This is a genomic window from Planococcus sp. S3-L1, assembly GCF_030063085.1.
GTDB classification, from domain to species: domain Bacteria; phylum Bacillota; class Bacilli; order Bacillales_A; family Planococcaceae; genus Planococcus; species Planococcus kocurii.
Map to the genome: position 1 here is coordinate 56,126 of NZ_JASISN010000009.1, position 25,619 is coordinate 81,744.

General features: G+C 42.3%; 27 protein-coding genes and 1 other RNA gene. 3 read left to right on the plus strand and 25 right to left on the minus strand.

Features of this window, described 5'->3' with window-relative positions; translation table 11 throughout:
- Positions 1-84 precede the first annotated feature (84 nt).
- On the minus strand, positions 85-1,260 hold the full coding sequence (locus tag QMF37_RS10330; RefSeq protein ID WP_078080243.1) for an acetyl-CoA C-acetyltransferase: 1,176 nt from the start codon (positions 1,258-1,260) through the stop codon (positions 85-87).
- A 28-nt stretch (positions 1,261-1,288) separates the two neighbouring features.
- On the minus strand, positions 1,289-3,673 hold the full coding sequence (locus QMF37_RS10335; protein WP_078080242.1) for a 3-hydroxyacyl-CoA dehydrogenase/enoyl-CoA hydratase family protein: 2,385 nt from the start codon (positions 3,671-3,673) through the stop codon (positions 1,289-1,291).
- 211 nt (positions 3,674-3,884) lie between these two features.
- Here QMF37_RS10335 and QMF37_RS10340 point away from each other — a divergent pair, with 211 nt between their 5' ends.
- The 3 genes from QMF37_RS10340 to QMF37_RS10350 all read left to right on the plus strand — a co-directional run bounded on the left by QMF37_RS10340 (position 3,885) and on the right by QMF37_RS10350 (position 5,324).
- A complete protein-coding gene (locus QMF37_RS10340; protein WP_078080241.1) occupies positions 3,885-4,205 on the plus strand; it encodes a thioredoxin family protein in 321 nt (106 codons plus the stop codon).
- Between the two features lie 101 nt (positions 4,206-4,306).
- On the plus strand, positions 4,307-4,768 hold the full coding sequence (locus tag QMF37_RS10345; protein ID WP_283478273.1) for an STAS domain-containing protein: 462 nt from the start codon (positions 4,307-4,309) through the stop codon (positions 4,766-4,768).
- Positions 4,769-4,808: 40 nt separating this feature from the next.
- Positions 4,809-5,324 carry a hypothetical protein gene (locus QMF37_RS10350; RefSeq protein WP_078080239.1) on the plus strand — a complete coding sequence of 172 codons (516 nt, stop codon included), beginning with the start codon at positions 4,809-4,811 and terminating at the stop codon, positions 5,322-5,324.
- Here the strand turns inward: QMF37_RS10350 and QMF37_RS10355 are convergent.
- The 23 genes from QMF37_RS10355 to QMF37_RS10465 all read right to left on the minus strand — a co-directional run bounded on the left by QMF37_RS10355 (position 5,302) and on the right by QMF37_RS10465 (position 25,543).
- Entirely contained in the window at positions 5,302-6,201 is a 900-nt protein-coding gene (locus QMF37_RS10355; RefSeq protein WP_078080238.1) for a 5'-3' exonuclease, read from the minus strand. The two genes, QMF37_RS10350 and QMF37_RS10355, sit on opposite strands and share 23 nt — an antisense overlap.
- Positions 6,202-6,279: 78 nt before the next feature.
- Positions 6,280-7,776 carry a glycine betaine uptake BCCT transporter gene (locus QMF37_RS10360; RefSeq protein ID WP_078080237.1) on the minus strand — a complete coding sequence of 499 codons (1,497 nt, stop codon included), beginning with the start codon at positions 7,774-7,776 and terminating at the stop codon, positions 6,280-6,282.
- 445 nt (positions 7,777-8,221) lie between these two features.
- Complete coding sequence (locus QMF37_RS10365; RefSeq protein WP_071153690.1) at positions 8,222-8,983, minus strand: SurA N-terminal domain-containing protein; 762 nt, start codon at positions 8,981-8,983, stop codon at positions 8,222-8,224.
- A 589-nt stretch (positions 8,984-9,572) separates the two neighbouring features.
- Positions 9,573-9,926: a transfer-messenger RNA gene (gene ssrA / locus QMF37_RS10370) on the minus strand.
- A gap of 84 nt (positions 9,927-10,010) precedes the next feature.
- Positions 10,011-10,475 carry an SsrA-binding protein SmpB gene (smpB, locus tag QMF37_RS10375; RefSeq protein WP_049694328.1) on the minus strand — a complete coding sequence of 155 codons (465 nt, stop codon included), beginning with the start codon at positions 10,473-10,475 and terminating at the stop codon, positions 10,011-10,013.
- A gap of 48 nt (positions 10,476-10,523) precedes the next feature.
- A complete protein-coding gene (rnr, locus tag QMF37_RS10380; RefSeq protein ID WP_078080236.1) occupies positions 10,524-12,848 on the minus strand; it encodes a ribonuclease R in 2,325 nt (774 codons plus the stop codon).
- 24 nt (positions 12,849-12,872) lie between these two features.
- The gene (locus tag QMF37_RS10385) at positions 12,873-13,619 is read right to left on the minus strand and encodes an alpha/beta hydrolase (protein WP_058385893.1); all 747 of its coding nucleotides are present in this window, start codon (positions 13,617-13,619) and stop codon (positions 12,873-12,875) included.
- A 71-nt stretch (positions 13,620-13,690) separates the two neighbouring features.
- Complete coding sequence (secG, locus tag QMF37_RS10390) at positions 13,691-13,918, minus strand: preprotein translocase subunit SecG (RefSeq protein WP_008429540.1); 228 nt, start codon at positions 13,916-13,918, stop codon at positions 13,691-13,693.
- Between the two features lie 174 nt (positions 13,919-14,092).
- Positions 14,093-15,388, minus strand: coding sequence for a phosphopyruvate hydratase (eno, locus tag QMF37_RS10395; protein ID WP_058385894.1), 1,296 nt, complete (start codon positions 15,386-15,388; stop codon positions 14,093-14,095).
- 15 nt (positions 15,389-15,403) lie between these two features.
- Positions 15,404-16,936, minus strand: a complete 1,533-nt coding sequence (gene gpmI, locus QMF37_RS10400) for a 2,3-bisphosphoglycerate-independent phosphoglycerate mutase (protein ID WP_071153689.1) — start codon at positions 16,934-16,936, stop codon at positions 15,404-15,406.
- The gene (gene tpiA / locus QMF37_RS10405; RefSeq protein ID WP_058385896.1) at positions 16,929-17,690 is read right to left on the minus strand and encodes a triose-phosphate isomerase; all 762 of its coding nucleotides are present in this window, start codon (positions 17,688-17,690) and stop codon (positions 16,929-16,931) included. The genes gpmI and tpiA overlap by 8 nt, the downstream gene beginning before the upstream one ends.
- A 32-nt stretch (positions 17,691-17,722) precedes the next feature.
- Entirely contained in the window at positions 17,723-18,907 is a 1,185-nt protein-coding gene (locus QMF37_RS10410; RefSeq protein ID WP_071153688.1) for a phosphoglycerate kinase, read from the minus strand.
- A gap of 111 nt (positions 18,908-19,018) precedes the next feature.
- The gene (gap, locus tag QMF37_RS10415; protein WP_058385898.1) at positions 19,019-20,026 is read right to left on the minus strand and encodes a type I glyceraldehyde-3-phosphate dehydrogenase; all 1,008 of its coding nucleotides are present in this window, start codon (positions 20,024-20,026) and stop codon (positions 19,019-19,021) included.
- Positions 20,027-21,070, minus strand: coding sequence for a sugar-binding transcriptional regulator (locus QMF37_RS10420; protein ID WP_071153687.1), 1,044 nt, complete (start codon positions 21,068-21,070; stop codon positions 20,027-20,029).
- Positions 21,071-21,177: 107 nt separating this feature from the next.
- Positions 21,178-21,492, minus strand: a complete 315-nt coding sequence (locus QMF37_RS10425; protein WP_349307303.1) for a glutaredoxin family protein — start codon at positions 21,490-21,492, stop codon at positions 21,178-21,180.
- A gap of 665 nt (positions 21,493-22,157) precedes the next feature.
- A complete protein-coding gene (locus QMF37_RS10430) occupies positions 22,158-22,799 on the minus strand; it encodes a hypothetical protein (RefSeq protein ID WP_283478293.1) in 642 nt (213 codons plus the stop codon).
- Between the two features lie 143 nt (positions 22,800-22,942).
- Positions 22,943-23,269: a hypothetical protein gene (locus QMF37_RS10435; protein ID WP_283478295.1), complete on the minus strand. Its 327-nt coding sequence runs from the start codon at positions 23,267-23,269 to the stop codon at positions 22,943-22,945.
- 116 nt (positions 23,270-23,385) lie between these two features.
- Positions 23,386-23,871 carry a hypothetical protein gene (locus tag QMF37_RS10440; RefSeq protein WP_283478297.1) on the minus strand — a complete coding sequence of 162 codons (486 nt, stop codon included), beginning with the start codon at positions 23,869-23,871 and terminating at the stop codon, positions 23,386-23,388.
- Entirely contained in the window at positions 23,855-24,040 is a 186-nt protein-coding gene (locus QMF37_RS10445; RefSeq protein ID WP_283478299.1) for a hypothetical protein, read from the minus strand. Before QMF37_RS10445 ends, QMF37_RS10440 begins: the two co-directional genes overlap by 17 nt.
- The gene (locus QMF37_RS10450) at positions 24,037-24,180 is read right to left on the minus strand and encodes a hypothetical protein (RefSeq protein WP_283478301.1); all 144 of its coding nucleotides are present in this window, start codon (positions 24,178-24,180) and stop codon (positions 24,037-24,039) included. Before QMF37_RS10450 ends, QMF37_RS10445 begins: the two co-directional genes overlap by 4 nt.
- Before the next feature lie 15 nt (positions 24,181-24,195).
- Positions 24,196-24,327 (minus strand): hypothetical protein, encoded by a 132-nt coding sequence (locus QMF37_RS10455; protein ID WP_283478303.1) that lies wholly within the window; start codon positions 24,325-24,327, stop codon positions 24,196-24,198.
- Positions 24,320-24,592, minus strand: coding sequence for a helix-turn-helix domain-containing protein (locus QMF37_RS10460; RefSeq protein ID WP_283478305.1), 273 nt, complete (start codon positions 24,590-24,592; stop codon positions 24,320-24,322). Before QMF37_RS10460 ends, QMF37_RS10455 begins: the two co-directional genes overlap by 8 nt.
- A 21-nt stretch (positions 24,593-24,613) precedes the next feature.
- On the minus strand, positions 24,614-25,543 hold the full coding sequence (locus QMF37_RS10465; RefSeq protein WP_283478307.1) for a hypothetical protein: 930 nt from the start codon (positions 25,541-25,543) through the stop codon (positions 24,614-24,616).
- Positions 25,544-25,619 lie beyond the last annotated feature (76 nt).

Below are 25,619 nucleotides of genomic sequence, written 5' to 3' on the forward strand. Positions count from 1 at the left end.
AGCTATGAGACGAGTGCTTTTCTCGGCTCATGGCGGGAGCCATGCCCAAAGCGGCCGAAGCGACTATTACCCTACGCCTATTCTCTACAGCATTTCAAAGACGCCTGCTGCGCCCATTCCTCCGCCGATACACATGGTTACAACACCGAATTGTTTGCCTTGGCGTTTTAATTCACTCATCATGCGAATGGTTAAAATAGAACCTGTTGCACCTAGCGGATGTCCGAGAGCGATGGCACCTCCGTTAAAGTTGACTTTGTCGATATCAAGACCTAAGTGACGAATAACACCAAGTGATTGAGAAGCGAATGCTTCATTTAGTTCCCATACATCAATGTCATCAATTGTTAAGCCTGCCAATTTCAAAGCTTTTGGAATAGCCACGATTGGGCCAATTCCCATGATTTCTGGTGGGACACCGCCTGTTGCGAATGAACGGAATTTAGCAATTGGTTTGAGTCCAAGTGCTTCTGCTTTTTCGCGGTCCATCACGAGCAATGCGCCTGCACCATCAGACGTTTGTGAGGAGTTCCCAGCTGTCACGGAGCCGCGTGCTGAGAAAGCAGGGCGCAATTTTCCGAGTCCATCCGAATTGGTTCCGTGACGAACACCTTCGTCCATTTCGAACATAGACGTTTTTTCTTGGTATTTATTGTTTTCGTCAACATAAGGTTTTGTTACTTCAACAGGGACGATTTCATCATCAAAGTTTCCAGCTGCAATAGCTGCTGCTGCCTTTTCATGAGAGCGAACTGCAAAGGCATCTTGGTCTTCACGGCTCACACCGTATTTGGTCGCAACTTGTTCTGCTGTATGGCCCATGCTCATGTAATATTGAGGTGCTGTTTCAGCTAGTTTTGAATTGGGACGAATGACGTTACCCATCATCGGTACCATACTCATTGATTCGACACCGCCTGCAATAATGGCTTCGGCTGAACCGACCATAATCCGTTCTGCTGCGTAGGCAACCGACTGAAGACCTGATGAACAAAAGCGGTTAACGGTTACGGCTGAAACCGTATCGGGCAATCCTGCAAGTGCTCCGATGTTACGCGCGATGTTCATGCCTTGTTCTGCTTCTGGCATGGCGCAACCCATGATTAAATCATCGATCGGCCCGTCATAGCCACCAGCTCGCTGTAGCGTTTCTCTGACAACTAAAGCACCGAAATCATCCGGTCGCACAGTCGCTAAAGAACCTTTTGTCGCTTTTCCGACCGGTGTTCGAGCACTGGCCACGATTACTGCTTCACGCATGTGTATTTCCTCCTTTTATCCTCAACGATTAATTACGTAATGGTTTTCCTTTGACCAGCATATGTTGCATACGTTGCTGGGTTTTCGGTTCTGCGACTAGGCTTAAGAACGCTTGGCGCTCAAGATCAAGCAAATATTGTTCATCTACTTTTGTGCCGTATGGAACTTTGCCGCCTGCTAGAACAAATGCTAGCTTTTTAGCGATTTTTAAATCGTGTTCGCTAATATAGCCGGATATAAACATACCTTCTGCACCTAAAAGTAGCGTTGCATAGCCAGGTTCACCGGGAACAGGCACTTTTTCACGTAAAGGTGCTTGATAGCCATTTTCATATAATGACAGAGCAGCCTGTTTGGCATCGTAAATTAAATGGTCACTATTGGCGCTAATACCATCTACAAAGTTTAAGAAGTTATTTTCACGTGCTTCTTCTGCTGAAGTCGAAACTTTTGCCATAGCTATTGATTCGAATACTTTCGTTGCGATGTTTTGATAATCGACTGTTACACCATTCGGTAAGCCTTTTAATTGTTTCATATAAAGTTCTTTGTTTCCGCCGCCGCCAGGAATTAATCCCACGCCCACTTCGACAAGACCCAGATACGTTTCCATTGAAGCTTGAATGTGTGCGGCCGGCAAGGTTACTTCTGCACCACCGCCTAGAGACATACCAAATGGTGCTGCTACTACCGGTTTGTTACTGTATTTGAGTTTCATCATGGCATTTTGGAACGTTTTAATCGTGAAATCGAGTTCGAACATATTATCATCTTGTGCTTCCATCAAGATCATGCCGAGGTTGGCACCGACACAGAAGTTTTTGCCTTGGTTCCCAATGACCAGTCCTTTGAAGTTTTTCTCGACCTCGTCGACCGCGAAATTAATCATTTGCATAATATCTAAGCCAATCGCATTTGAACGTGAATGGAACTCTAATAACGCAATCCCATCACCTAGATCAATCAAACTAGCACCCGAATTCGATTTGATAACGCCGTGTTTTTTCTTATAGCGCTTTAAATCGATTACTTTCTCATTTACCGGGACAGGCTGGTAAGTTGTGCCATCAAAGAAGTACACATCGTTATTTTCTTCTTTATAGAAAGTTTCGTTTCCACTGTCTAGTAAAGCTTGTGCAAATGCTGGAATAGTGTGGCCTTGTTCTTTCATTTTATGGACTGATTTTTCAACACCAATGGCATCCCAAATTTCAAATGGTCCTTGTTGCCAGCCGAAGCCCCATTTCATGGCATTGTCAATGGCAACAATATCATCAGCGATTTCTCCAGTTAACTCAGCCGAATACAAAAGTGTCGGAGCAAGTATGCTCCAAAGCAATTCACCGGTGCGGTCTTCTGCATACACAAGCGTCTTCATTTTAGCTGCAAGACCTTTTTGCTGTTTCGCGAGTTCTTGTGAAGGCGTTTTCAATTTACCGGCTATGCGGTATTCAAGCGTCTCTGGATCAAGTTCTAAAATCTCTTTGTCTTTTTTCAAGAAGAAGCCCTGTCCCGACTTTGCTCCTAACCAGCCATTTTGCACCATTTTCGTCATAAATTCAGGCGCTTCAAAAACCTTTTGCTCTTCTCCTGAAGTTTGATCATGGACATTTTTGGAAACATGCATGAACGTATCTAGTCCAACAACATCAAGTGTACGGAATGTTGCTGATTTTGGACGACCAATTAGTGGACCCGTTACCGAGTCAACTTCTCCTATTGAATAGCCACGTGCCATCATTTCACGTAACGTAACCAATAGACCATATGTACCGATTCGGTTAGCGATAAAGTTTGGTGTATCTTTTGCAATAACTACACCTTTTCCTAAACGATTTTCCCCAAATGCCGTCATGAATTCGACAACTTCTGGAGCAGTCGTTGTCGCAGGAATGATTTCTAACAGCTTCAAATAACGTGGTGGATTGAAAAAGTGAGTTCCTAGGAAATGTTTGCCGAAATCCTCCGAACGCCCTTCGACCATCGCATTAATGCTAATACCCGATGTATTTGAAGAAATAATGGTGCCATCTTTTCTAACGCTATCAATTTTTTCATATAATGATTTTTTTACATCCAGGTTTTCGACAATAACTTCGATAATCCAGTCGATGTCTTTTAATTTATCCAAATCATCTTCCAGATTTCCTGGTGTGATTAGTTGAAGATTTTTTTTAGCTGTTAATGGAGCTGGTTTCTGTTTAAGTAACTTCTGAATAGAGCCGGTTGCAAGTCGATTACGGACCACACTATCTTCCATAGTAAATCCTTTTGCCTGTTCTTCTTTTGACAATTCACGAGGAACAATATCAAGCAATAATACAGGAATTCCTATATTTGCAAGGTGCGCTGCAATTCCCGAACCCATAACACCTGAACCGAGTACAGCCGCTTTTCTAATTTGGTAAGCCACTAGCAAACCCTCCTTGTTTTTTTGAATGAATACTCATTCATTTTTAGTTTAAAAAAATAGAACGTTCTCCTATGTCTCTTAGTGTAAGTTATTTTCTCTTTTTTCGCAATATTTAATCGCTAAAAAATCCCTTAATTTTTCAGAAACAAATTCTTTGCCATTTTATAAATACACGGTAAACTGAAAGGGAACCTATAAGGAGGCCATCTAAATGAAATCACTTTCTACGAACGAACAATTTAACGAAGCTATAAACGGCGAACAACCGGTAATCGTAAAATTTCAAGCTGGTTGGTGCCCAGACTGCAGAAGAATGGATATGTTTATCAATCCAATCGTCGAAGAATACAACCAATACCAATGGGTAGACGTTAACCGCGATGAACTTCCAGAACTTGCTGAAAAATATGACGTAATGGGTATTCCAAGTCTATTGATTTTCAAAAACGGCGAGAAAACAGCTCATCTTCACAGCGCTAACGCAAAATCACCTGAATCTGTTACAGAATTTTTGAACGACCAAAAAGAGTAGGCTCATGCCTACTCTTTTTTTCTCTACTAAAATTTTCAAGCGTCTATCATATGTTTCATTTAATAAATTCATACTTACTACAAGACCCTGGAGGTATATAGATGGATCCACAGCAGGAAATAACCCATTTAAAAGAACAACTGCTTTATTATGAAAAGCTAATCAAAAATATGTCTGCCCCGATAATTCCATCAGTTGTTCCAAAGACCATTTTAGTACCAATCGCTGGTTTTATTTTTTCAGAGCGCTTTGATTTGATTCGTACAACTGTATTAACCTACGCAGAAAAGCATCGCGATACTGAACGTGTCATCTTTGATTTTACTGGTGTGACAACTGATAACTTGATGGAATTCGACTATGACGGATTAGCAAGTGAACTGAGCCAGTTGAATTCTACTCTGAATTTAATGGGACTGCGTGCTATTTATGTCGGATTTAATCCATTGTTTGTACGTGAAATCGTCCGGGCTGGCATCCAAGTCGAACTGGAAGTTTATACAACATTCAAAACTGCTCTTGAACGTTTGCTCACTGAAAACAAAAAATTAACGACTACGTGATAAAACTAATTGTTAGAAACTCCGTGGAGGTAAAATTGCCATGAAAAAACTCATCGCTTTTCAAGGTCTTTCCCAACATGATACAAGTATTCTCAAAAAATATCGTTCTTCTGCGTGTGGACCTGTGACTATTGCTGCCATTATGCACTACCATGAAGAACTTGATATTGGTATCAATCAACTGTATCAACTTCTCGGCTCTACACGCATCGGGTTGTTTACTTGGAGACTATTGAAAAATTTTCAGAAGCTCAGCGGCAAACGGTATGAGGCAAAAAAAGTTCTCGATATGTCCGAGGTAAAAGAAGAATTGTTGGCAAATCGACCGCTTGCTATGAAGTTTGACCGCTACTTTACTTTTCGTTGGTTTTCTAAACCGCTATATAGCTACCACTGGGTCCCGTTAATTGGTTTTGAGGAAAAGTCAGCTGACCTTGTTCTCTATTTTCACGACAACGGACAAAAAAACCGCCCCAGCAAAATGCGGACGGCTTCTTATTTAGCAAATCAACACGTGCTGACCTTTGTGAAAATTACGCCCAAGGATCGATCGTAACTTCGGCATTTTTTTCGAGTTGTTTAGCCAGTAACAATAATTGTTGATCGCGACATAACTGTATATGGTCATTGGTGTAGCTAGGAACAACAAGTTCATCTAGCGGCATATCCAACTGGATGTCACATTTGATGACAGCCAGTTTTTTTGATAGCAGCAGCATTTCTTTGTGTTCTTCAATTTTCTTTTTCTGTGCCGGTTTTAATTCGTCGATGGCTCTTAGTACACCATCAGTCGAGCCGTACGTTTGAATCAGCTGAAGCGCCGTCTTCGGTCCAATCCCTTTAACACCAGGATAGCCATCGCTTGGGTCACCCATAAACGCTTTAACGTCGGCAAACTGCGAAGGTTGAATGCCATACTCTTCAATAAATCGCTCATCAGTATAGACATCGTAAACGTGAAATCCTTTTTTCATAAACGCAATTTTGACAGAAGGCGATAATAGTTGCAGCATATCTTTGTCACCGGTGATGATGGTAAAGTCGACTTGGCCCTGCCATTGCTTTGTAAATGACCCGATAAAGTCATCTGCTTCAATCCCCGCTTCACCATAATTTTTCCAACCCAGTTGCTCAGAAATTTCTTGTGCCCAGTCAAACTGATGCACCATGTCTTCTGGTGGTGCCGGACGATTGGCTTTATAGCCATCGAAAAGATCTGTACGGAAAGTTTTAGATCCCATATCCCAGCACACGGCCATATGTGTCGGCTTCATCATCGTTTTAGCCGCTAGCACGTGTCGCGTAAATCCTTGAACGCCATTTGTCGCTAATCCTTCTGTTGTGCGGAAATATTGGTTGACTGCTGAGGTTGCAAAAAACGACCGGAACAAAAGAGCCATTCCATCTATTAATAACACATGTGGTTTTTCCATATAAAAATCCTCCATCTTTTTATTGCTTCCCTTCTATTATAACGTCTATGTATTGAAAAAACCGCCAAAGCGGCGGTTTTAACGTTTGCGTTTAATTGCTTTGTATTCAATTGTTACTGCTTTATAGAAGGATGTCATCATGAGTAGGATAATAATCGAGAACGGGAACGCCGCGATGATTAGCACCGTTTGCAATGTATCCAGTCCACCTGTCGAGAGTAAAATGACCGCGATAGCTGATTGTGCAATCCCCCAAGTTAATTTTACTGTGTTTTGAGGATATAACGATCCACCTGTTGTTTGCATACCGAGAACAAATGTTGCCGAATCGGCAGAAGTAACAAAAAACGTGGTGATTAAGAATACGGCAATAACAGATAAAATCACGCCAAACGGCAATTCATTAAATACAGCAAACAAAGTTTGCTCTGTCAATAATCCAGTCAAATCCACTCCGCTTTGTTGCACATCGATTGCTGTTGTGCCAAAAGCCGCAAACCAAAGGAAACTGATAAACGTTGGAATCATCAATACGCCTAGTAAGAATTGACGAATTGTCCGACCTTTGGAAACACGCGCGATGAAAACACCAACAAATGGAGACCAAGAAATCCACCAAGCCCAGTAAAAGATGGTCCAGCCATCAATCCACGCACGATTTTCGCCATCGATTGGGGCTGCACGGAAACTCATTTCAACGATGTTTTGGAAATACGTACCGATTGTGTCAGTAAACATATTCATAATCAACAAGGTTGGCCCAAGAATGATAACGGCTAGCAATAGTACAACAGCTAACACCATATTGGTATTTGACAAGTATTTAATCCCTTTGCTTAGCCCAGACCACGCTGAAATCATAAACAATACCGTCACAATAGCAATGATGACCAATTGAACAGAAAAACTATCTTCTGGTATTCCATCGAACAAATACGCAAGACCACCGTTTATTTGGATAGCGCCAAAGCCAAGAGTCGTTGCGACACCGACAACTGTTGCGAAAACCGCAATGACGTCAACAAACGTTCCCCAAGGCCCTTTCATCTTGTCTCCAAATATTGGTTTTAACGTTGCCGAAATCAAGCCAGGTTCTCCTTTTCGGAACTGAGCATATGCAAGTGCTAATGCCACAACGGCATAAATCGCCCATGCATGAATACCCCAGTGGAAAAAGCTGAATCGCATTGACTCACGCATCGCTTCAGCGGTTCCAGGTTCAGCGGTTGCTGAATCAATCGCGTAATGCGACAGCGGTTCTGCCGCTCCCCAAAATACCAAACCAATTCCCATTCCTGCTGAAAACAGCATGGCAATCCATGTTCCAAATGAAAACTCAGGCTTGTCTGAGTCTTTCCCTAATTTGATTTGCCCCATCGGACTGATGAGGAAAAACAAACAGAACAAAACGATGATGGAAACAATTAATAAGTAATACCATCCGAACGAAGTTGTTAGGAATGATTCTATATTCCCTGTAACTTCTGAAAAACTATCAGGTGCAAGTGCGCCAAAGCCAATGGCTAACAATACGAGCGCAAGTACAATCCAAAATACATTGGTTACTTTTTTCATATAGTACCTCTCCTCTTCCATTTTTATCGCCGCTTTAACGGTCAGTAGATTCTTGCAGCCTGTGCAAGATTCCGCTGACCGCTAAAGTCCGAATTGATGAACTAAAAAACAGCAGAGGATGAAGACCCCCGCTGATTGAAGTTTATCTTTATCACAAGTGTAAAGGATACGGAAATTTTCGGCTCCTGTCAAACTAGCCGGGCTAAAAAAAGAACCTGAAAGAAATCAAAATAAGATTTCTACAAATTCGAAAAATTATTAAACAGCCCATTAAATTACCATAGCAGGAATCGCTTGAATCCATATACAGCCGCCTTTACTAGCAGAATCCTTGTTCAAAACTAAACAACTGGTTTTGCCGCATAAAATTCATTTCTACGCGCCTCCTGTCCATCTATTTATTAAAAAAAAAATCAGATTCACAAGGAATCTGATTTTCGTTGGTTTATAAATTAATGGTGACTTCTGCTTTTTCGCGAAGTTTTGCGATTAACGCTTGTGTGGCTTCACTTTCTTTTTGCGCCTTCATTTGCTCTTCAATCTGTGGCTTGACTTCTTCAAATGCTGGAATTTCTTCGCCACCCGACTCTTCTTGCTGTGCTTTTGCTTCATCATAGTAAGTTTGTAGTTCTTTATCCGTTAGTTTGATTTCGCCAGTTTCTGATGCAACCAGCTGATCAATTTTTACTTGCGATTCTACTTGAGTCATTACTTCTTCTTTAGAAACGCCTTGCTCTTCAAGTGCTGTCAATAACTCATCTGACGACTTAAGGCCATTTTGCTGAGCCAATTCTTCTAACGCTGTATTGATCTGTTCTTCCGTTGCCGATAACTTTTGGTTTTTCGTTTCTTGAACAAGCAATTCTTGTGCCACTAGGCTTTCAGCAACTTGCTCTTTTAACTGAGTCTGATCGACTTCTTGACCAGACATTTGTGCTTGCATCGCCATTTGTTGGAATTGTCCAGTATAAGTCGATTCAAATTCTTTTTTATCGATTTTTTCTCCATTTACTTCTGCTACGACATCAGGAATGTCTTTCAAATCAGGTTCAGGCATTTCTGGTTGCTCCGCGCTTTCTTGATCGGTTGCTACCTCTTCTTGCGGTGTTTCTTCACCTTCTGTTTCTTTAGCAGTATCATCACCACAAGCAGCTAACGCTACCATGGATCCTCCAAGTACAATTGTTAAAAACCATTTTTTAATCATGGGTATTCTCCCTTCAAACATAATGTGGATTATTGTAGCACACTCTGTAGAGCTGTAAAAACAATAACCATTGCACCTTGTCTATTAACATTATTTAGAAATAAAAAAATTCTACATTATTCAGCAAGCTTTTCTTATATAAACACGCTTACCATCATTAGACTCCCTCAAAATAATCAGTTGCAATACGAAAGTCATAGATCTTCGTAATTTTTTGATTCGAATCACTTCTACTTTAATTTTAACTAGCTCTTACTTAATTTTAAAAAGTCAGCCATTATTTCAGCACTCCCTGGTGTAAACACGAACAATGAAAATGCAATAAAAACGATCCCTATAACGCCAAATTCGATGCGTATCGGTAACTGAAACCGCTTTTCATGATGACTCCGGAGAAGAGTAAACTTTTTCCTGTAAGCAACATCAAGAAATACCTAAACTCCATACGGACACCTCTTTTAGCGTCATATGGTAATAGGACGTTCGTGATTGGTAGAGGTTCGATCTATCTTAAATAAACAGAAAGTCAATGTTGGGCAGGAACCAAAAAACGCCAAAACCAGTAAAGGTTTTGACGTTTTTTATCTCACTATGGAGACGGCGGGAGTCGAACCCGCGTCCAGAAACTCCGCTACTTAAGCATCTACGCGTGTAGCTCATCTATTAAGGTTTCATGCGCCATTCTGCCGATAAGCAGGCGTCCTGGGCACTAATCTGAGAATCTCTCCCGGTTGCCTCAGATGGCAGCAAACGGTGTATCCCACTAAAGTTGAGCTTTACCTAGCCACATGGGCGACGGATAGATAAAGCAGATCCGAGCTTACGCTGCGAATGCTAGGTTTTGGTTTGTTTTGCCAGTTGTTATAAGTACGTTTGTGACGGAGACGACCCTCCGACGCGCAACTCAAGCCCAGATCATCCCTGTCGAATCCGTAACGTCCCCTTATTAAAAGAGACACGGAAGATGTATAAACAGCTTCATGTGCTATATCCTTATTATAAGGCAACGAAGGTCAGACATCAAGCCCTAGCGGTTGTGTTCTTTTATTGCTCGGGCAATGTCGCGTTTCGCATCTTTTTTCTTCAAATCTTCTCGTTTGTCGTAGTTTTTCTTACCCTTACCGACACCGAGTAAAATTTTAGCAAAGCCGTCTTTCAAATACATTTTCAGCGGAATAATCGCGGAGCCTTGCACTTTTGAGTGCGCCAGCAAATTAGCAATTTGCTTTTTATGAAGCAATAGCTTACGCGATCGTGTCGGATCGTGGTTAAACTGATTTCCCTGATCATATGGGCTAATGTGCATATTTGAAATCCACGCTTCACCGTTACGAATTCGGACGAACGATTCTTTTAATTGGACTTTGCCATTTCGTGCAGATTTAATTTCGGTTCCCTGCAAGACGATACCTGCTTCGATTGTTTCTTCAATGAAAAAATCAAAACCGGCTTTCTTGTTTTGGGCAATTACTTTGCCTTCTCCTTTGGCCATGTGGTTTCACCTCAGCTAGATTCAAAAAGCGGCCCTCGAGCCGCTATTTTATTTTTTCTTGTTGCGCCCTTGCTTTGCTGCGCCTTCATAGAACTTTTTCTTGGCATTTTTCGGCTTGCGTGTAGGTCCGCCGCTTTCTGGCTTTTTGCCATCACGTCTTGGTTTTCCAGCGCCGTCTTTTTTACCAGCACGGATTACTTTCGGCTGATCTTTTCTCGTACGACGAGGTGTTTGTACCATGCCAACAATTTCAAAATCAATGGATGACTCTTCTGGTTTAACACCAATTACTTTGATTTCAATTTCGTCACCAATACGGAATTGGCGATTGGTACGTTCCCCAATCATCATCATGCTGCGATCATCAAAGCGGTAATAATCATCGGTCATGTTAGACACGTGAACCAACCCTTCAATGGTATTCGGTAATTCAATGAATAAGCCAAAGTTCGTTACTGAAGAAATAATCCCGGTAAACTGTTCCCCGATTTTATCAGCCATAAACTGTGATTTCTTCAAAGCATCGGTATCGCGTTCTGCTTCTACTGCTCGGCGTTCACGCTCGGATGTATGGGTCGCAATGTCATCCATGTTCGCATCCCAACGTGCAATCGTTTTCTGAGACAAATCTTTTTCGATCAAATACGTGCGGATCAAGCGATGGACGATCAAATCCGGATAACGACGAATCGGTGAAGTAAAATGCGTATAAAATTCAGTCGATAAGCCAAAATGTCCTAAGCTTTCAGACGAGTATTTCGCCTGTTGCATTGAACGCAACATCATCGTAGAAATGACTGGCTCTTCTGGAGTTCCTGCAATCGATTCGACGATTTCTTGCAATGCACGTGGGTGGATTTGTGTACCCGAACCTTTGACCACAATACCAAAATTTGTAACGAATTCGAAAAAGCGTTGCAGTTTTTCCGGTTTTGGATCTTCATGTATGCGGTAAATTGCTGGTACTTCTAGATGATGAAAATGTTCTGCTACTGTTTCGTTAGCAGCTAGCATAAACTCTTCAATTAGACGTTCAGCAATCGTTCGTTCGCGAACAACTACGTCTACTGGGTAGCCGTTTTCATCTACTAATACTTTTGATTCTTTGAAATCAAAATCAATGGCACCTCGACGCATCCGTTTCTTACTCAAGACTGCTGCTAGTTCTTTCATCAATTCGAACATGGGCACCAATTCGCTGTACTGCTCTTTTAGTTCTTGATTGTCTTGCTCAAGAATTTCATAAACGTCCGTATAGGTCATACGTGCGGATGTGTTAATAACACTTTGGAAAATATCGTGAGACTGCACTTCACCTTGGTCATTGAAAATCATTTCACAAGACAAAGTCAAACGGTCAACTTGTGGATTTAATGAACAAATACCATTCGACAAGCGATGCGGAATCATTGGAATCACACGGTCAGTCAAGTAAATACTCGTTGCACGGTCATAAGCTTCACGGTCCATTGGAGACCCTTCCGTCATATAATGGCTAACATCTGCGATATGCACACCCAATTTGTACGTACCGTCTTCGTATTTTACAACTTGAACAGCATCATCCAAATCTTTAGCATCCGCTCCATCAATCGTTACAATTTGCTCGTTACGTAAATCACGGCGATCCTTAAGATCTGCCGGGTCGATTTCGTCTGGCACGTTGTTCGCTTGTTCTAAAACATCAGGCGGAAACTCCGTTTCAATGCCATATTTATGAATAATCGAAAGAATGTCAACGCCTGGATCGTTTTTATGACCCAAAATTTGCGTCACCATACCCGTCGCAGACATTCTGCCTTCAGGCCATCCCGTGATTTCAACTACTACTTTATGGCCATCAACAGCACCTAACGTATCACCTTTAGCTATAAAGATATCCATATTCATTTTTTTATCATCTGTTACGACAAAGCCAAATCCTTTGTTTTCTTGGAATGTACCAACAGCTTTTGTCGTTCCGCGTTCAAGGATTCGAATAATCGCGCCTTCGCGTCGATCACCAGATGACCCTTCTGAGACGCGAATCATAACTGTATCTCCGTTTACCGCACCATTTACTTCCGTCGGTGGAATAAACACATCGTCCAAGCCCGCTTCTTCAGGTGCCACAAAACCAAAACCTTTTGGATGCCCAATGAATTTTCCGCGCATCAAATTCATTCGTTCTGGCACACCGTAGCGGTTTGATCTTGAACGGATAAGTGTTCCAGATTCTTCCAAACGAACCAAAGTTTTGACCAATTTCTCGAATTCATCGGCATTTTCAAAACCGAATTGCTCTTCTATTTCCTGTACAGTCAGCGGCTTATATGCTTCTTCACGCATGAAAACCAATAAGCGCTGTTCTAATGAACTTTCGGGATTCCCCAAATCTAACTCCTCCTTTATGACCGTTCACACACTCCAATCAAGTGATTCGAAAAATGTGAAAATGTCTTCGTGCAATTGCTTTTTCTCTTTATCAAGCGTAATGACATGCCCTGAGTTTTCGTACCATTTGATGTTTTTATCGGTTGATTCCGCATTATCGTAAATGACATTAGCCGAATCTGTATTAATCACCGTATCCAGTCTACCTTGGGCAACGAACAAAGGCGCATAAATATGGTCTACATGTTCTTTGACTTCTTCAACCAAGGCGCGTAAATCGGCTAACGATTCCATCGGCTGCTCTTTCAATGCCTGCATCTCTTTTTCGATAAGCTCAGCACTTTTCCCTTCAAATCCCTTGTAATCGCGTGCATATTTTAAAACACCTTCATACATGAGATCTGTAGTTTTCATGTACATAGGTGCACACATCGTGACAATTCCTTTAATAGGTTTTGTATACCCTAATTTCAGGCTAAATACGCCACCAAGTGACAGTCCAGCCACGGCAATTTCTGTATAGCCTTCTTCTATCAGCGCATCATATGCTTGCTCTACATCTTTCCACCAATCTACTGGACCGGTGACTACCAATTCCTCAGGTGCCACACCATGACCTGCGTAATGCGGTGCAATGCTCGTATATCCTTTTGTTTCTAGAAAACGACCTAACATCCTTACATCCGCCGAATTCCCAGTAAATCCATGCAAAAGAAGTACTGCTCGAGGTCCAGATTTGAAGAAAAATGGTTTTGGTTGCGAAATCCGCATAACAATTCCTCCATTTCAATACTAAAAGAAAACGCCCAACCATGTATGGTCAGGCGATTTAATCATCTACATTAAACTTTCGTTACGGCAATAGCCAGAATAAAGAATAAGGCAGCAAGTACAATCGTTACTCGGTGTAAGACTAAGTCCAAGCCACGAGCTTTTTGCTTGCCGAAAAGTTGCTCTGCTCCACCGGAGATGGCTCCTGAAAGACCTGCACTTTTTCCGGATTGCAATAAAACGACTACGATTAATGCGAGCGATACGATGACGAGTAATGTCATTAACAACGTATGCATAAATTCCACCTCCTGAAACGAACGTTCACAACAAAATTAAGTTTACCAAAAATTGTGACCGGTGACAATAGCAATAGAAAATAGAAGGCAAATGCCCTCTATTTTCTAAAAGTCAAATCAGAAAATTTGATTTATCAATTATTTAACTTCAATCAAATTCTACTTTCTATCGCTTTATTTTTTCAAGTTATAGAAAGTTTTCAATCCTAGATATTGACCCGTTTCGAACAACTGATCTTCGATGCGTAGTAATTGGTTGTACTTCGCAACGCGGTCCGTACGTGACGGTGCACCTGTTTTGATTTGTCCAGCGTTTGTCGCAACTGCGATGTCTGCGATTGTTACATCTTCAGACTCGCCTGAACGGTGGCTGATAACTGCTGTGTAGCCCGCACGTTTCGCCATTTCAATCGCATCAAATGTTTCTGTTAATGTACCGATTTGGTTTACTTTGATCAAGATTGAGTTACTGATGCCTTCTTCAATTCCTTGAGCCAATTTTTTCGTGTTCGTTACGAATAAATCGTCTCCAACTAATTGAACGCGGTCACCGATTCGTTCTGTCAATAATTTATGTCCAGCCCAGTCGTTTTCATCTAAGCCATCTTCGATTGAAATGATTGGGTATTTATTGCAAAGCTCTTCGTACCAGTCAACCATTTCAGCAGATGTTTTCACTGTATTATCGCCTGGCAGGTTGTAAACACCTTTTTCTTTGTCGTAGATTTCAGAAGATGCAACGTCCATTGCAAGCAAGATGTCTGAACCTGGTTTGTATCCAGCTTTTTCAATTGCTTCCATGATTGTCGTTAATGCCTCTTCATTTGAACCAAGGTTCGGAGCAAATCCGCCTTCATCTCCAACAGAAGTATTATAGCCTTTTTCTTTTAATACAGCTTTTAAGTTGTGGAAAATTTCTGCTCCCATTTGAACAGCTTCACGGAACGATTTTGCGCCAACTGGCATTACCATGAATTCTTGGATGTCTACGTTGTTGTCAGCGTGTTCGCCGCCGTTTAAAATGTTCATCATTGGAACTGGCAGTTGCTTCGCGTTAAAACCGCCTAAGTATTGGTAAAGAGGCATATCCAAGTAGTTTGCTGCTGCATGTGCAACGGCTAGAGAAACACCAAGAATTGCGTTAGCGCCTAAACGCCCTTTGTTTTCAGTACCGTCTAATTCGATCATCGCTTTGTCGATTGATACTTGATCAAGCACTGAATATTTTTCTTCTAATGCTTCAGCAATTTCACCATCAACGTTTTCTACTGCTTTTAAGACACCTTTACCTAGATAACGGCTCTTATCGCCATCACGTAGCTCTACAGCTTCGTGTTCACCAGTAGATGCGCCTGATGGTACGATTGCGCGACCAAAAGCGCCGCTTTCTGTGAATACTTCAACTTCAATTGTTGGGTTTCCTCGTGAATCTAAAATTTCGCGTGCTTGAATATGTGTAATAATTGGCAATTAAAACAGCTCCCTTTAATATAATGGTTTTCCGGTCATTTCAACCGGTTGTTCTACATTTAGCATTTTTAAAATGGTTGGTGCTAAGTCAGCAAGAATGCCGCCTTTACGAAGTTCATGACCTGACTTCGTTAAAATTACTGGGACTTGATTGGTCGTATGTGCGGTCATTGGCTGTCCTTCAAGAGTACGGACTTCGTCAGCATTGCCGTGATCGGCAGTAATCAACGCCGAGCCACCCTGAGCATGTAGCGCATCAACTATACGACCTAGACATTCGTCCACTACTTCAATGGCACGAATCGTAGGTTCCAGCATCCCACTATGGCCAACCATATCCGGGTTCGCAAAGTTCAAGATGATGGCGTCGTGCGCACCCGCTTCAATTTGCTCAACTAGACGGTCGGTCACTTCGTAAGCACTCATTTCAGGTTGCAAATCGTAAGTTGCAACTTTTGGCGAAGCAACGAGAATACGATCTTCTCCAGGAAAAACGTCTTCACGTCCACCACTCATAAAGAACGTAACATGTGGGTATTTTTCGGTTTCTGCAATGCGCAGTTGCGTTAGTCCATTTGCGGATAACACTTCACCAATGGTATTTTCCAAGTTCAATGTTTCAAATGCTACACGCGTCGGCAAATCTTCACTATAAGAAGTAAAGGTGATATAGCTTAATGCTCTCGGATGCTTAGCACTTAATGGGAATCCAACAAAATCTTCACGAATAAATGCTTTTGTTAACTGAATCGAACGGTCCGGTCGGAAGTTAAAGAAAATTAGTGAATCGCCTGAGTCGACGGTTGCTACTGGTTTGCCATCTTCTTCGATTACGAATGGTAGAACAAATTCGTCCGAAACGCCTTCTTCATAAGAAGTAGCAATACCGGCAGTTGCCGATTCCGCCATTTTTCCAACGCCGTCAACTAAAACGCGATATGCTAAATCGGCACGTTCCCAGCGCTGATCACGGTCCATTGCATAATACCGTCCGCTAATCGACGCGAATTTCCCAATACCAATTTCTGTCATTTGCTGTTCAGCTTGCTCTACGTATTTAAGCGCAGTCCTTGGTCCCACATCGCGCCCATCTAAGAAGCCATGAACATAAACTTCCGTTAATCCTTGCTGTTTAGCAAGTCGCAATAAAGCAAAAAGGTGCTCATAATGGCTATGAACGCCGCCATCAGATAATAACCCCAATATATGAAGCGCTTTGCCGCGGCTTTTCGCGTTCGCAATCGCTTCAAGAAATGCTGGATTTTCGTAAAAATCGCCATCACGAATTGCTTTATTGATACGCGTTAAATTTTGGTAAACCACTCGGCCAGCACCGATATTCAAGTGACCTACTTCTGAATTACCCATTTGTCCTTCAGGCAACCCAACCGCTTCACCTGAAGCGGTCAGTAATTCATGTGGATAAGTCTCCCATAAACGATCAAAATTCGGCTTATTAGCCTGTGCTACTGCATTACCAAAACTTTCTTCACGGCAGCCAAATCCATCTAAAATGATAAGAGCCGCTGGGTGTTCAGTTTTACGCATGCGAACCAGCCTCCAACAATTTAACAAATGACTCGGCTTCTAGGCTTGCGCCTCCAACTAATGCTCCGTCAATATGTTCCATTGTCATTAACTCATCTACGTTTGCTGGCTTTACGCTGCCGCCGTATTGAATACGCAATTGCTCAGCTGCTTCATTCTGATACAAAGATGCTACTTTTTTGCGAATGATTCCACAAACTTCGTTGGCGTCTTCAGCAGTAGCTGTTTTCCCTGTGCCAATCGCCCAAATAGGTTCATAAGCAATAACCAATTGAGTGATTTGTTGTTCAGTCAAACCAGCGACTCCTTTTTCTACTTGTGCTTCAACGACAGATCCCGTTTCTCCATTTTCACGTTGTTCAAGTGTTTCGCCAACACACAGAATCGGCACTAACCCATGAGTAAAAGCAGCTTTTACTTTTTGGTTGGCTGACTCGTCTGTTTCATTGAAATACTGGCGACGTTCTGAATGTCCAATAATGACATACTTAACGCCAATATCCGTTAGTTGGACAGGGCTAATTTCGCCTGTATAGGCACCTTCGTCTTGCTCTGACATTGTTTGTGCTCCGATTTGAAGCGGACTATTTTCTGCAGACACAACTAGTTGTGCCAAGAATAATGCTGGTGCGCAAATAACAGCGTCTACTTTATCAGATGCTGGCACTAAGCCATTCACTTTTTCAACAAATTGTTTTGCCTCTGTAGCGGTTTTGTACATTTTCCAGTTTCCTGCAATAATTGGTTTTCTCACAAGAGCACTCCCTTTCAGTTTAGCTATCTTATTTATTTGTTTGTTAACGCGCTGACACCTGGTAAATCTTTACCTTCCATAAACTCTAGTGAAGCGCCTCCGCCTGTAGAGATATGATCCATTTGTTCAGCCACATGGAATTTTTCAACAGCTGCTGCTGAATCTCCACCACCGATTACGGTGTAACCTGAAGTTTCAGCCATTGCTTGTGCGACAGATTTCGTGCCATTTTCAAATGCAGGCATTTCAAAAACACCCATCGGTCCATTCCAAATAATCAACTTCGAATTTTTAATAACATCCGCATATAACGCTACCGTTTCAGGACCAATGTCTAAGCCCATCCAGTCAGCTGGGATTTCCGTGATTTTCACACTTTTGGTTTCGGCATCTTTTGAAAATTCGTTAGCTACAGTTGCATCTACCGGCAAATAAAATTTAACGCCTTTTTGTTTTGCTTTTTCAATAAATGAGTTAGCCAAATCTAATTTATCTTCTTCAACAAGAGAGTTTCCGATCTCGTAACCTTGCGCTTTTATAAATGTGTAGGATAACCCTCCGCCAATAATTAAATTATCTACCTTATCTAACAAATGATCAATGACGCCGATTTTGTCTTTTACTTTCGCGCCGCCGATTATTGCCGTGAACGGACGTTCTGGCTCAGACAAAGCTTTGCCTAAAACCTCTAACTCTTTTTCTAACAGTAAGCCTGATACCGCCGGTAAATGACTCGCAATGCCTGCTGTTGAAGCATGAGCACGATGAGCTGCTCCAAATGCATCGTTAACGAAAACGTCTGCTAGCGAAGCAAATGCTTGTGCAAGTTTGTCGTCATTTTTTTCTTCACCTTCATGGAAGCGGACGTTCTCAAGTAAGATGATGTCGCCTTCTTGCATCGTTGAAATGTCCTGTTCTACTTTTTTGCCGATTGATTCGTCCAGGCTTTTCACTTCTTTATGTAACAATTCGCCTAAACGGACGCCTGTTGCAGCCAGTCGCATTTCTTCATTGACTTGGCCTTTCGGACGACCTAAATGGCTAGCCAAAATTACTTTAGCGCCTTGATCGACTAAGTATTCGATCGTCGGTACAGCTGCACGGATTCTCGTATCATCCGTCACTTTACCATCTGACATCGGTACGTTAAAATCGACACGGCAAAATACCCGTTTTCCTTTCAAATCCAAATCTTTCATGGTCATTTTCTGCTGCATGAAAATACCTCCTATTTGTATTCAAAAAAATAAGGAGCGGGGTAAGTTCCCCGCCCCTTTTACCCTCTTTTATTATAGAGGTTCATTGGTAATTAAGCTATGATTTCGGGATTATAAGCCCGTTTTGTACATGTGAAGCGCAAGGTCGATACAACGGCCTGAGTAACCAGATTCGTTATCGTACCATGAAAGAACTTTAACCATGTTATCGCCAACCATCATCGTTGAAAGACCATCGATTGTAGCTGATGCTGTGTTGCCGTTATAGTCTCTAGATACTAGCGGCAATTCGCTGTAGTCCATGAATCCTTTTAATTCGTTTTCTGCTGCATCTTTTAATGCTTTGTTCACTTCTTCGACAGTTACGTCTTTTTCAAGATGAGCAACTAAATCGATAAGTGAAACGTTTGGTGTTGGAACGCGGATCGCCATTCCATCAATTTTGCCTTCTAATTCAGGCAATACTTTTGCAACTGCTAAAGCTGCACCAGTAGTTGTCGGAATCATTGATTCTGCAGCTGCACGCGCACGACGGAAGTCACTGTGCGGAGAATCTAAAAGAATTTGGTCATTTGTGTAAGAGTGGATCGTTGTCATCATTGCATGTTTGATACCGAAACGCTCGTTCAATACTTTCGCCATTCCTGCAAGACCGTTTGTTGTACATGAAGCATTTGAAATCACATGATGCTCTTTCGGATCATATGTTTCGTGGTTAACACCCATAACAAGTGTCTTCATGCCGTTTTTGCCTGGTGCTGAAACGATTACTTTTTTAGCGCCGGCTTCTATGTGTTTAGAAGCAGAAGCAGCATCCGTGAAGAATCCAGTAGATTCAACAACGATGTCTATGCCATGCTCGCCCCAAGGAAGGTTAGCTGGATCTTTTTCAGAGAATACGCGGATTGTTTTGCCGTTAACAACAATGTTGTCGCCATCAACTGAAACTTCAGCGTCTAAAATACCATGAACAGAATCGTATTTCAAAAGATGTGCCAACATTTTTGCGTCTGTCAAATCGTTTACTGCTACCACTTCTACTTCGTCATTTGTTAAAGCTTCACGAAATACAATGCGTCCTATACGTCCAAATCCGTTAATTGCTAATTTTAAAGTCATTTAGTATTCCTCCAATTTTTTAGTCAATTCCATAATTTTTCGTGCAGCACCTTCGTCTGTGATCAACACTGTCGGACTCGCTGCGTTTTTAGCGTACGATAAAATCGCTCTTGCTTTAGATTCACCACCGGCAACTGCCAAAACAGTTGTCGCTTTTTGCACCTGCTCTAATTGAATGCCCGCCGTTCGAATGCGATAAACAATTTTTCCGTCTTTATCGAAATAATAGCCGAAAGCCTCACTAATCGCTCCGCCTGAATGAATCTTTTCAACTTCTTCAGTAGAAGAGTGCCGACGAACCGCCATCTCTCCTGCATTGCCAATCCCGTGGACGACAACATCTGTTTGATCGTACAAATCCATCATTTCTTTGATCACTGGTTCTTTCATCATCATGGCAAATGCTTCTGCACTCAAATGATCAGGCAAGTATAGCGTCTTAAATGAACCACCTGTTTTTTCGGCAAATGCAGCTGCAATCGTATTTGCTTGGTGCAAAACATCTTCTCCCAGTCCACCGCGTGCAGCGATAAATTGCAGCGCTTTGTCGGGCTTTCCGTTCGTTAGTTCTTTCGAGATAGCCGCCATTGTGCTACCGCCAGTAACAGCGATTTTCTTATAGCGGGCAAACAACGTTTCCAAAAAACGAGCAGCCTCTTTACCAATATGAGACTTCACTGCTGGAATTTCATCGCTATCTTGCGGTAAAATCACAACTTTCGTAATTCCTAGAATTTCTTGTAGCTGTATTTCCATATCTGTCAGTCCAGACATTTCACGCACAAAAACTTTTAGCTTCTCTAGCACTTCCAATCCTTGCGAAGTAACTGTCATGCCCGCTGCTTTCATTTCAATCAATTGCTGATTGCGTAGTAAATCCGTGTCTTTTCTAATTTCTCGCTCTGTCAAACCGGCAACTTCACTCAAAGTTCGCCTACCGATTGGCTGTTCCAAGTTGATAATCTGTAAAATTTGATAACGTTTTTTCAGGAGTTCGGACATTTCCGGCATCAACTTTTGCTGAGCGACAGATAATGCATCCATAGGTTCACTCCATTCTATCTGGACGTTTTTTGTCCCACTAATTAATTATGCGTCCCACTAAATTCATTCTACCTAATCTTTCTTTTAATTGCAAATAAAAAGAAGCGTTAAGTTTCTAACGCTTCCAGTAATTCAACATAACCAATATTGCCATACACCAATACGCGATTGTTTTTTTCTAATACAGGGATCATCATCATGTATTTTTCGTGTAAGGCTTCATCACTTTCGATATCTACTTCTGTGTAAGGCAATGGTACCTCCTCGTTGACTAGTGCAATCATCAATTTGGCTTCCTCGCAAAGAGGGCAATTAGAACGCGTGTATAAAGTGTACATCTGTCTCCTTCTTTCTAAATAAAAGTATGAAGTTACTGGAGAAACTTTCTCCAAACCGATATCTGTCAGACAAATCAATAACATGTTGCTATTGATCAACAGAACCTTCCATTGTTTCTACTAAGTTAGGTAGTAAATCAAGTGTACACTGTTACTAAATTTCAATTTGTGCTTAACACTGGTTACTCTCTTCTTTAAGGTGCACGAAGCCATTATATTGGTATGAAAATCGCTGCTACACTACCAATAGATACGATGACAATAAGAATCAATAATTTGCTCACCTGTTGCTTTCTTTACTAGTATAAGCTACTAGTCATTTCCCTTTCTACCGGCTCTTTTAAACTTCCCTTTTCTCTTTGGTTTTTTGAAATCAAAAAATACAGCCAAAAGTAAAAAACACCCCTTTACCAACTAAGGCAAAGGGGCATTTCTCAACTTTAGAACAATAGATTTTAGTTTAATAGGCTTTTTCCGGATTCAAGGAGTTGTTGCGCTTTTCTTATGCCCTCGGAAGGAATCGAACCTCCATCTCAAGAACCGGAATCTCTAATGCGAACTGTATCGTATGTTTATACGGTAATCTTAACGCTTCTTTCAAGTATTGCTTGAAGTATAGCGTAAGAATATCGGCTAAGTCAATATAAAGCCGCTTGCGTATTGCAGGTGGCGACACATAAGCGTCCTAACTTTAGTTTTTTATCTATGTATCGGCAAGAAACGCATTCCTGCGCCTCTCGTTATGCCGTTTATTTAAGTTTAACGCCGTTATTAAAGCCTGCGTTATGCTGATTCGATTGCAAATGTCTATACGCAGGGTGCGTCATTTTTAGGCGGCTATAGACCATAACCACGCCTGCGCTTTTCTGCGCCTTCAATTCATCAACCCGAAGCTGTTCCGGTGTATTAAGTTTTGCGAGCGAATCGTTTACTTTCATCAAGTCTTTGCGCGCAATCTCGTCACCATTGACGCGGCTCATTGCTTGCGGCAACTTCAATCGAATATGCGCAAGTGCTCCCTCGTCCATCGTGTTTAGCCGCTCCTCGAATCGGCGGTAAGCTTCGTATTTATCGGCTTCATAGCGTGCCATTACTACATCGGTAATATACGAGTCTAGCGCCCATTCCGATTGTTGTTTTGCTGTCTCCGTCGTATAGAATCTAGCCGTCTTAGCCTTTGCTTCTGCTTGCTCTATTTCTTGCGCAATGGATACGTCAAATTCGTGTGATAGCTCGGCAACGGTTGCGTCAAGTTCGGCTTGATGCTGTTTGATTTCATAATTTTGAACGTCCTTATCCTTGTAATACGGGTTATCGCTGTTGCGGATAGCGTCTACTTTCTTTCTGAACTGCTTTACGGCTTTTTCGATTTCCTGTGCGTGATTCTTCATAATTAAATAATCCCCTTTATTTTTAATAGTTTGGTATTGCTTAAATCGTTATTCTGCCACGCTTTGCTACTATTATGCGTCTATACAAAGTTAGAAGCCTTAGAATCGCAATCTCAGCGCATATCGGCTCTTCTATCGCTTTACTACTTCCATCTGCCGCCGCGTTGATGCGTAGTTATTGACGGCAAAGCGGCATTCGTCGTAGGCTCTTGCGCGAGAAATAGTTCTTCCTGCGCTAGAAAGACGTTTATCATATCTATCGCGGTATTATATGCGGCGTAATCGCTTCGAACCTTGCTACGGAAAGATGCCTTGTATACGGTATCGCCGTTTGCCGCATCGACTACGATTATCGAAATTTCACAGTAGCCCGGCTTCTTTGCTACGGAAATATTTGCAGATACGTAGTCACTCCCTGCTTGCGTTGAATCTTGCGGGATTTCATCGTTTTTACCTCTAAATAATTTCATGGCGTTCACTCCTTTCGTGCTTATTTGTCGCATTTATAATCGTTAAATATGGCATCCGGCGGCTATTACCCTACTTTGCTATTTCGGCGTTTATAAACCCTGTTATAACAACGTTTCTAGGGGTTCAAATGCGACGAATTAAGGGCGTCATTCAGACGTTTATCAGCCATACGTTTTTTATCGCTCTCTCTCTTAGCAATAGCGGCGCAATCCTTACAACGCTCCTGTCGCGTCCCTGTTGGCGCATAAGAGTTTCCGCAACGTTTGCAGGAGCGGTTCCCTAACGCCTCTCTAGCGGCTTCCTGTGGGCTTCTTTTTGGCATTAGCTCCTGCGGCTTTTTCATCGGATGGCTAGCGGGTAACGCGTCATGGTATTCACGCTCTAGCTCCTTATCCTGTGGCAATAGTTCCTTAACGAAGTAAAGGCACGTATTGGATGCGATTCGTTCCGTTTGGATAGTTACGGCGCAAGTGTTGCCGAAAGGGCATTCGATAGTTGAGGCGAAAGGGCAACTCGCCTTCGCATGATTTCCTAAGCGTTTTCGCAATTGCTTAGATTCCTGCAACGTGAGTGGCTCGCCGTGTTCATTTACTTTCTTCATCGTCGTTATCTCCTTTAACATACTTCTCTAAGCCATGCGCGGCAATCTGCTCACGCGTCATAAGGCGCAAACGGTAAACGGTTATCTCGCCGCCCGGCGTCTCATACCAATACTTATGAACCGGGGACAATATCTCAATTGCCTTCGGCTGTTCGTTATATTCTTTCATACTCCGAATCCTCCTAAAACTATTGCAAGGAGCGGTAGATTGGTTATTGCGCCTAACACGAATCCAATTTTCGTTGGCGATTGCTCCGATACTTTCTTGCAAAATTTAGAATCTGCGTCTTTCATTCGTTCTCTCATCATTCATCATTCCTCCGTTTATTTGTTGAGTAGCTCGTCTTTCAAAAGTGCCATGACTGCGTTAATTTCCGTATTGCACTGCGTACCTTGCGTCTTTAAATCGGCAAGCACTCGCAAATAGTTGATTAGTTGCGTTACGCGCTCATTCATCTTCATTACTTCCTTTAAAACCGGCAATATGCTTGTCATAGTGAATCGTTACGGAGCGGAGCTTGTTGACGCTGAGCCCAAATGCTTCAATGATTCGCGCTTCTGTCTTGACGGACAGCTTCATTTTGCCGGTTTCGATGCGATGAACCGATACAAAGGAAATGCCGATTCTTTCCGCAAACTCTTTCAAGCTCATTCCGTGATACTGGCGTAGTTTGTAAACATGTTCTTTCGTTAGGTGTAATTTCTTCGGTTGTTTTGTCATTGCTTAGTTCCTCCTTATTTTTCAATTAAAAAGCACGCTAATTGCTTTGAGCGCTTCATTATTCCCTTTAAATACTACTCGCGGATTTACAACGATTCTCTTTTCTCGGCGGTTGTACGGGTCGTCTGCAAATAGGAACACAGGATTTCCGTCAATTTTCACTGCATTTAGCGCTGTCTTTAACTTCTGCGGGTCGCTATATTCAAGTATCATTGCGAGCGTTCTAACGTTCATAGGTTGCAACCGCTCCGAATCCTTCTCTTCCGGATTAGTTACGACTATGTTCGTCTGAGCGCTGATGAACGGCAATACAGAATAGATAAGCCCTAATTGCTTGAGTTGCTTGCCGTCAAACTCCTCATATAAGCGTCGAACCGTTGAGCGGAATACGCGCGTATATTCGAGGTCTGCAACGTCTTTGCTTACTTGCTTCATTTCTCCGCGATAAATAACGGTAGGGTTCATATAAACGTCTTTTGTTGCGGCATCCTCCGATAAAATACCTTCGCCTTCAAGCCGCTTGTAAAACTCGGAAAAGCGTGGACGCGACATGCCGCTTAATTCCTGCAATTGCTTGCGGCTTATAGGGCGTCCATTATCGTATTGCAAGCGTCCTGTCGCCCACGCTACGAATGTACCGATAAATAAGAGGCGTGCCGTATCTGCCTGTGTTAGCGTCGGAAAACGTTCTACGATTGTGCGTGCTTCTTTAAAGAATGCGAAGACAAAGCCGCCGTTATCGCTTTGATGCGTTGATAACTCGTCGATTCCTTGCAAAGCTCTTACGCGTTCCGGGGTATTCTGATATGTCGGCAAGACCTCGACTTTATCGGTTATGTCGTTGCCTTTCGCGTCGTAGACTGTTGCGCCTTCCTTCGTCTCAATGAATCTGTGGCGCGTTTGTGGCGCCATTGCCTGCCATTTGCGTTGTTCTTCTTTTCTTACTCCCATTCATTCGTGCTCCTCTCTTGCTCCGCTCCTTTCGGAGAGAGCTCCTTCGTTTTATAGTTTCCGTGGCGTTTCCATT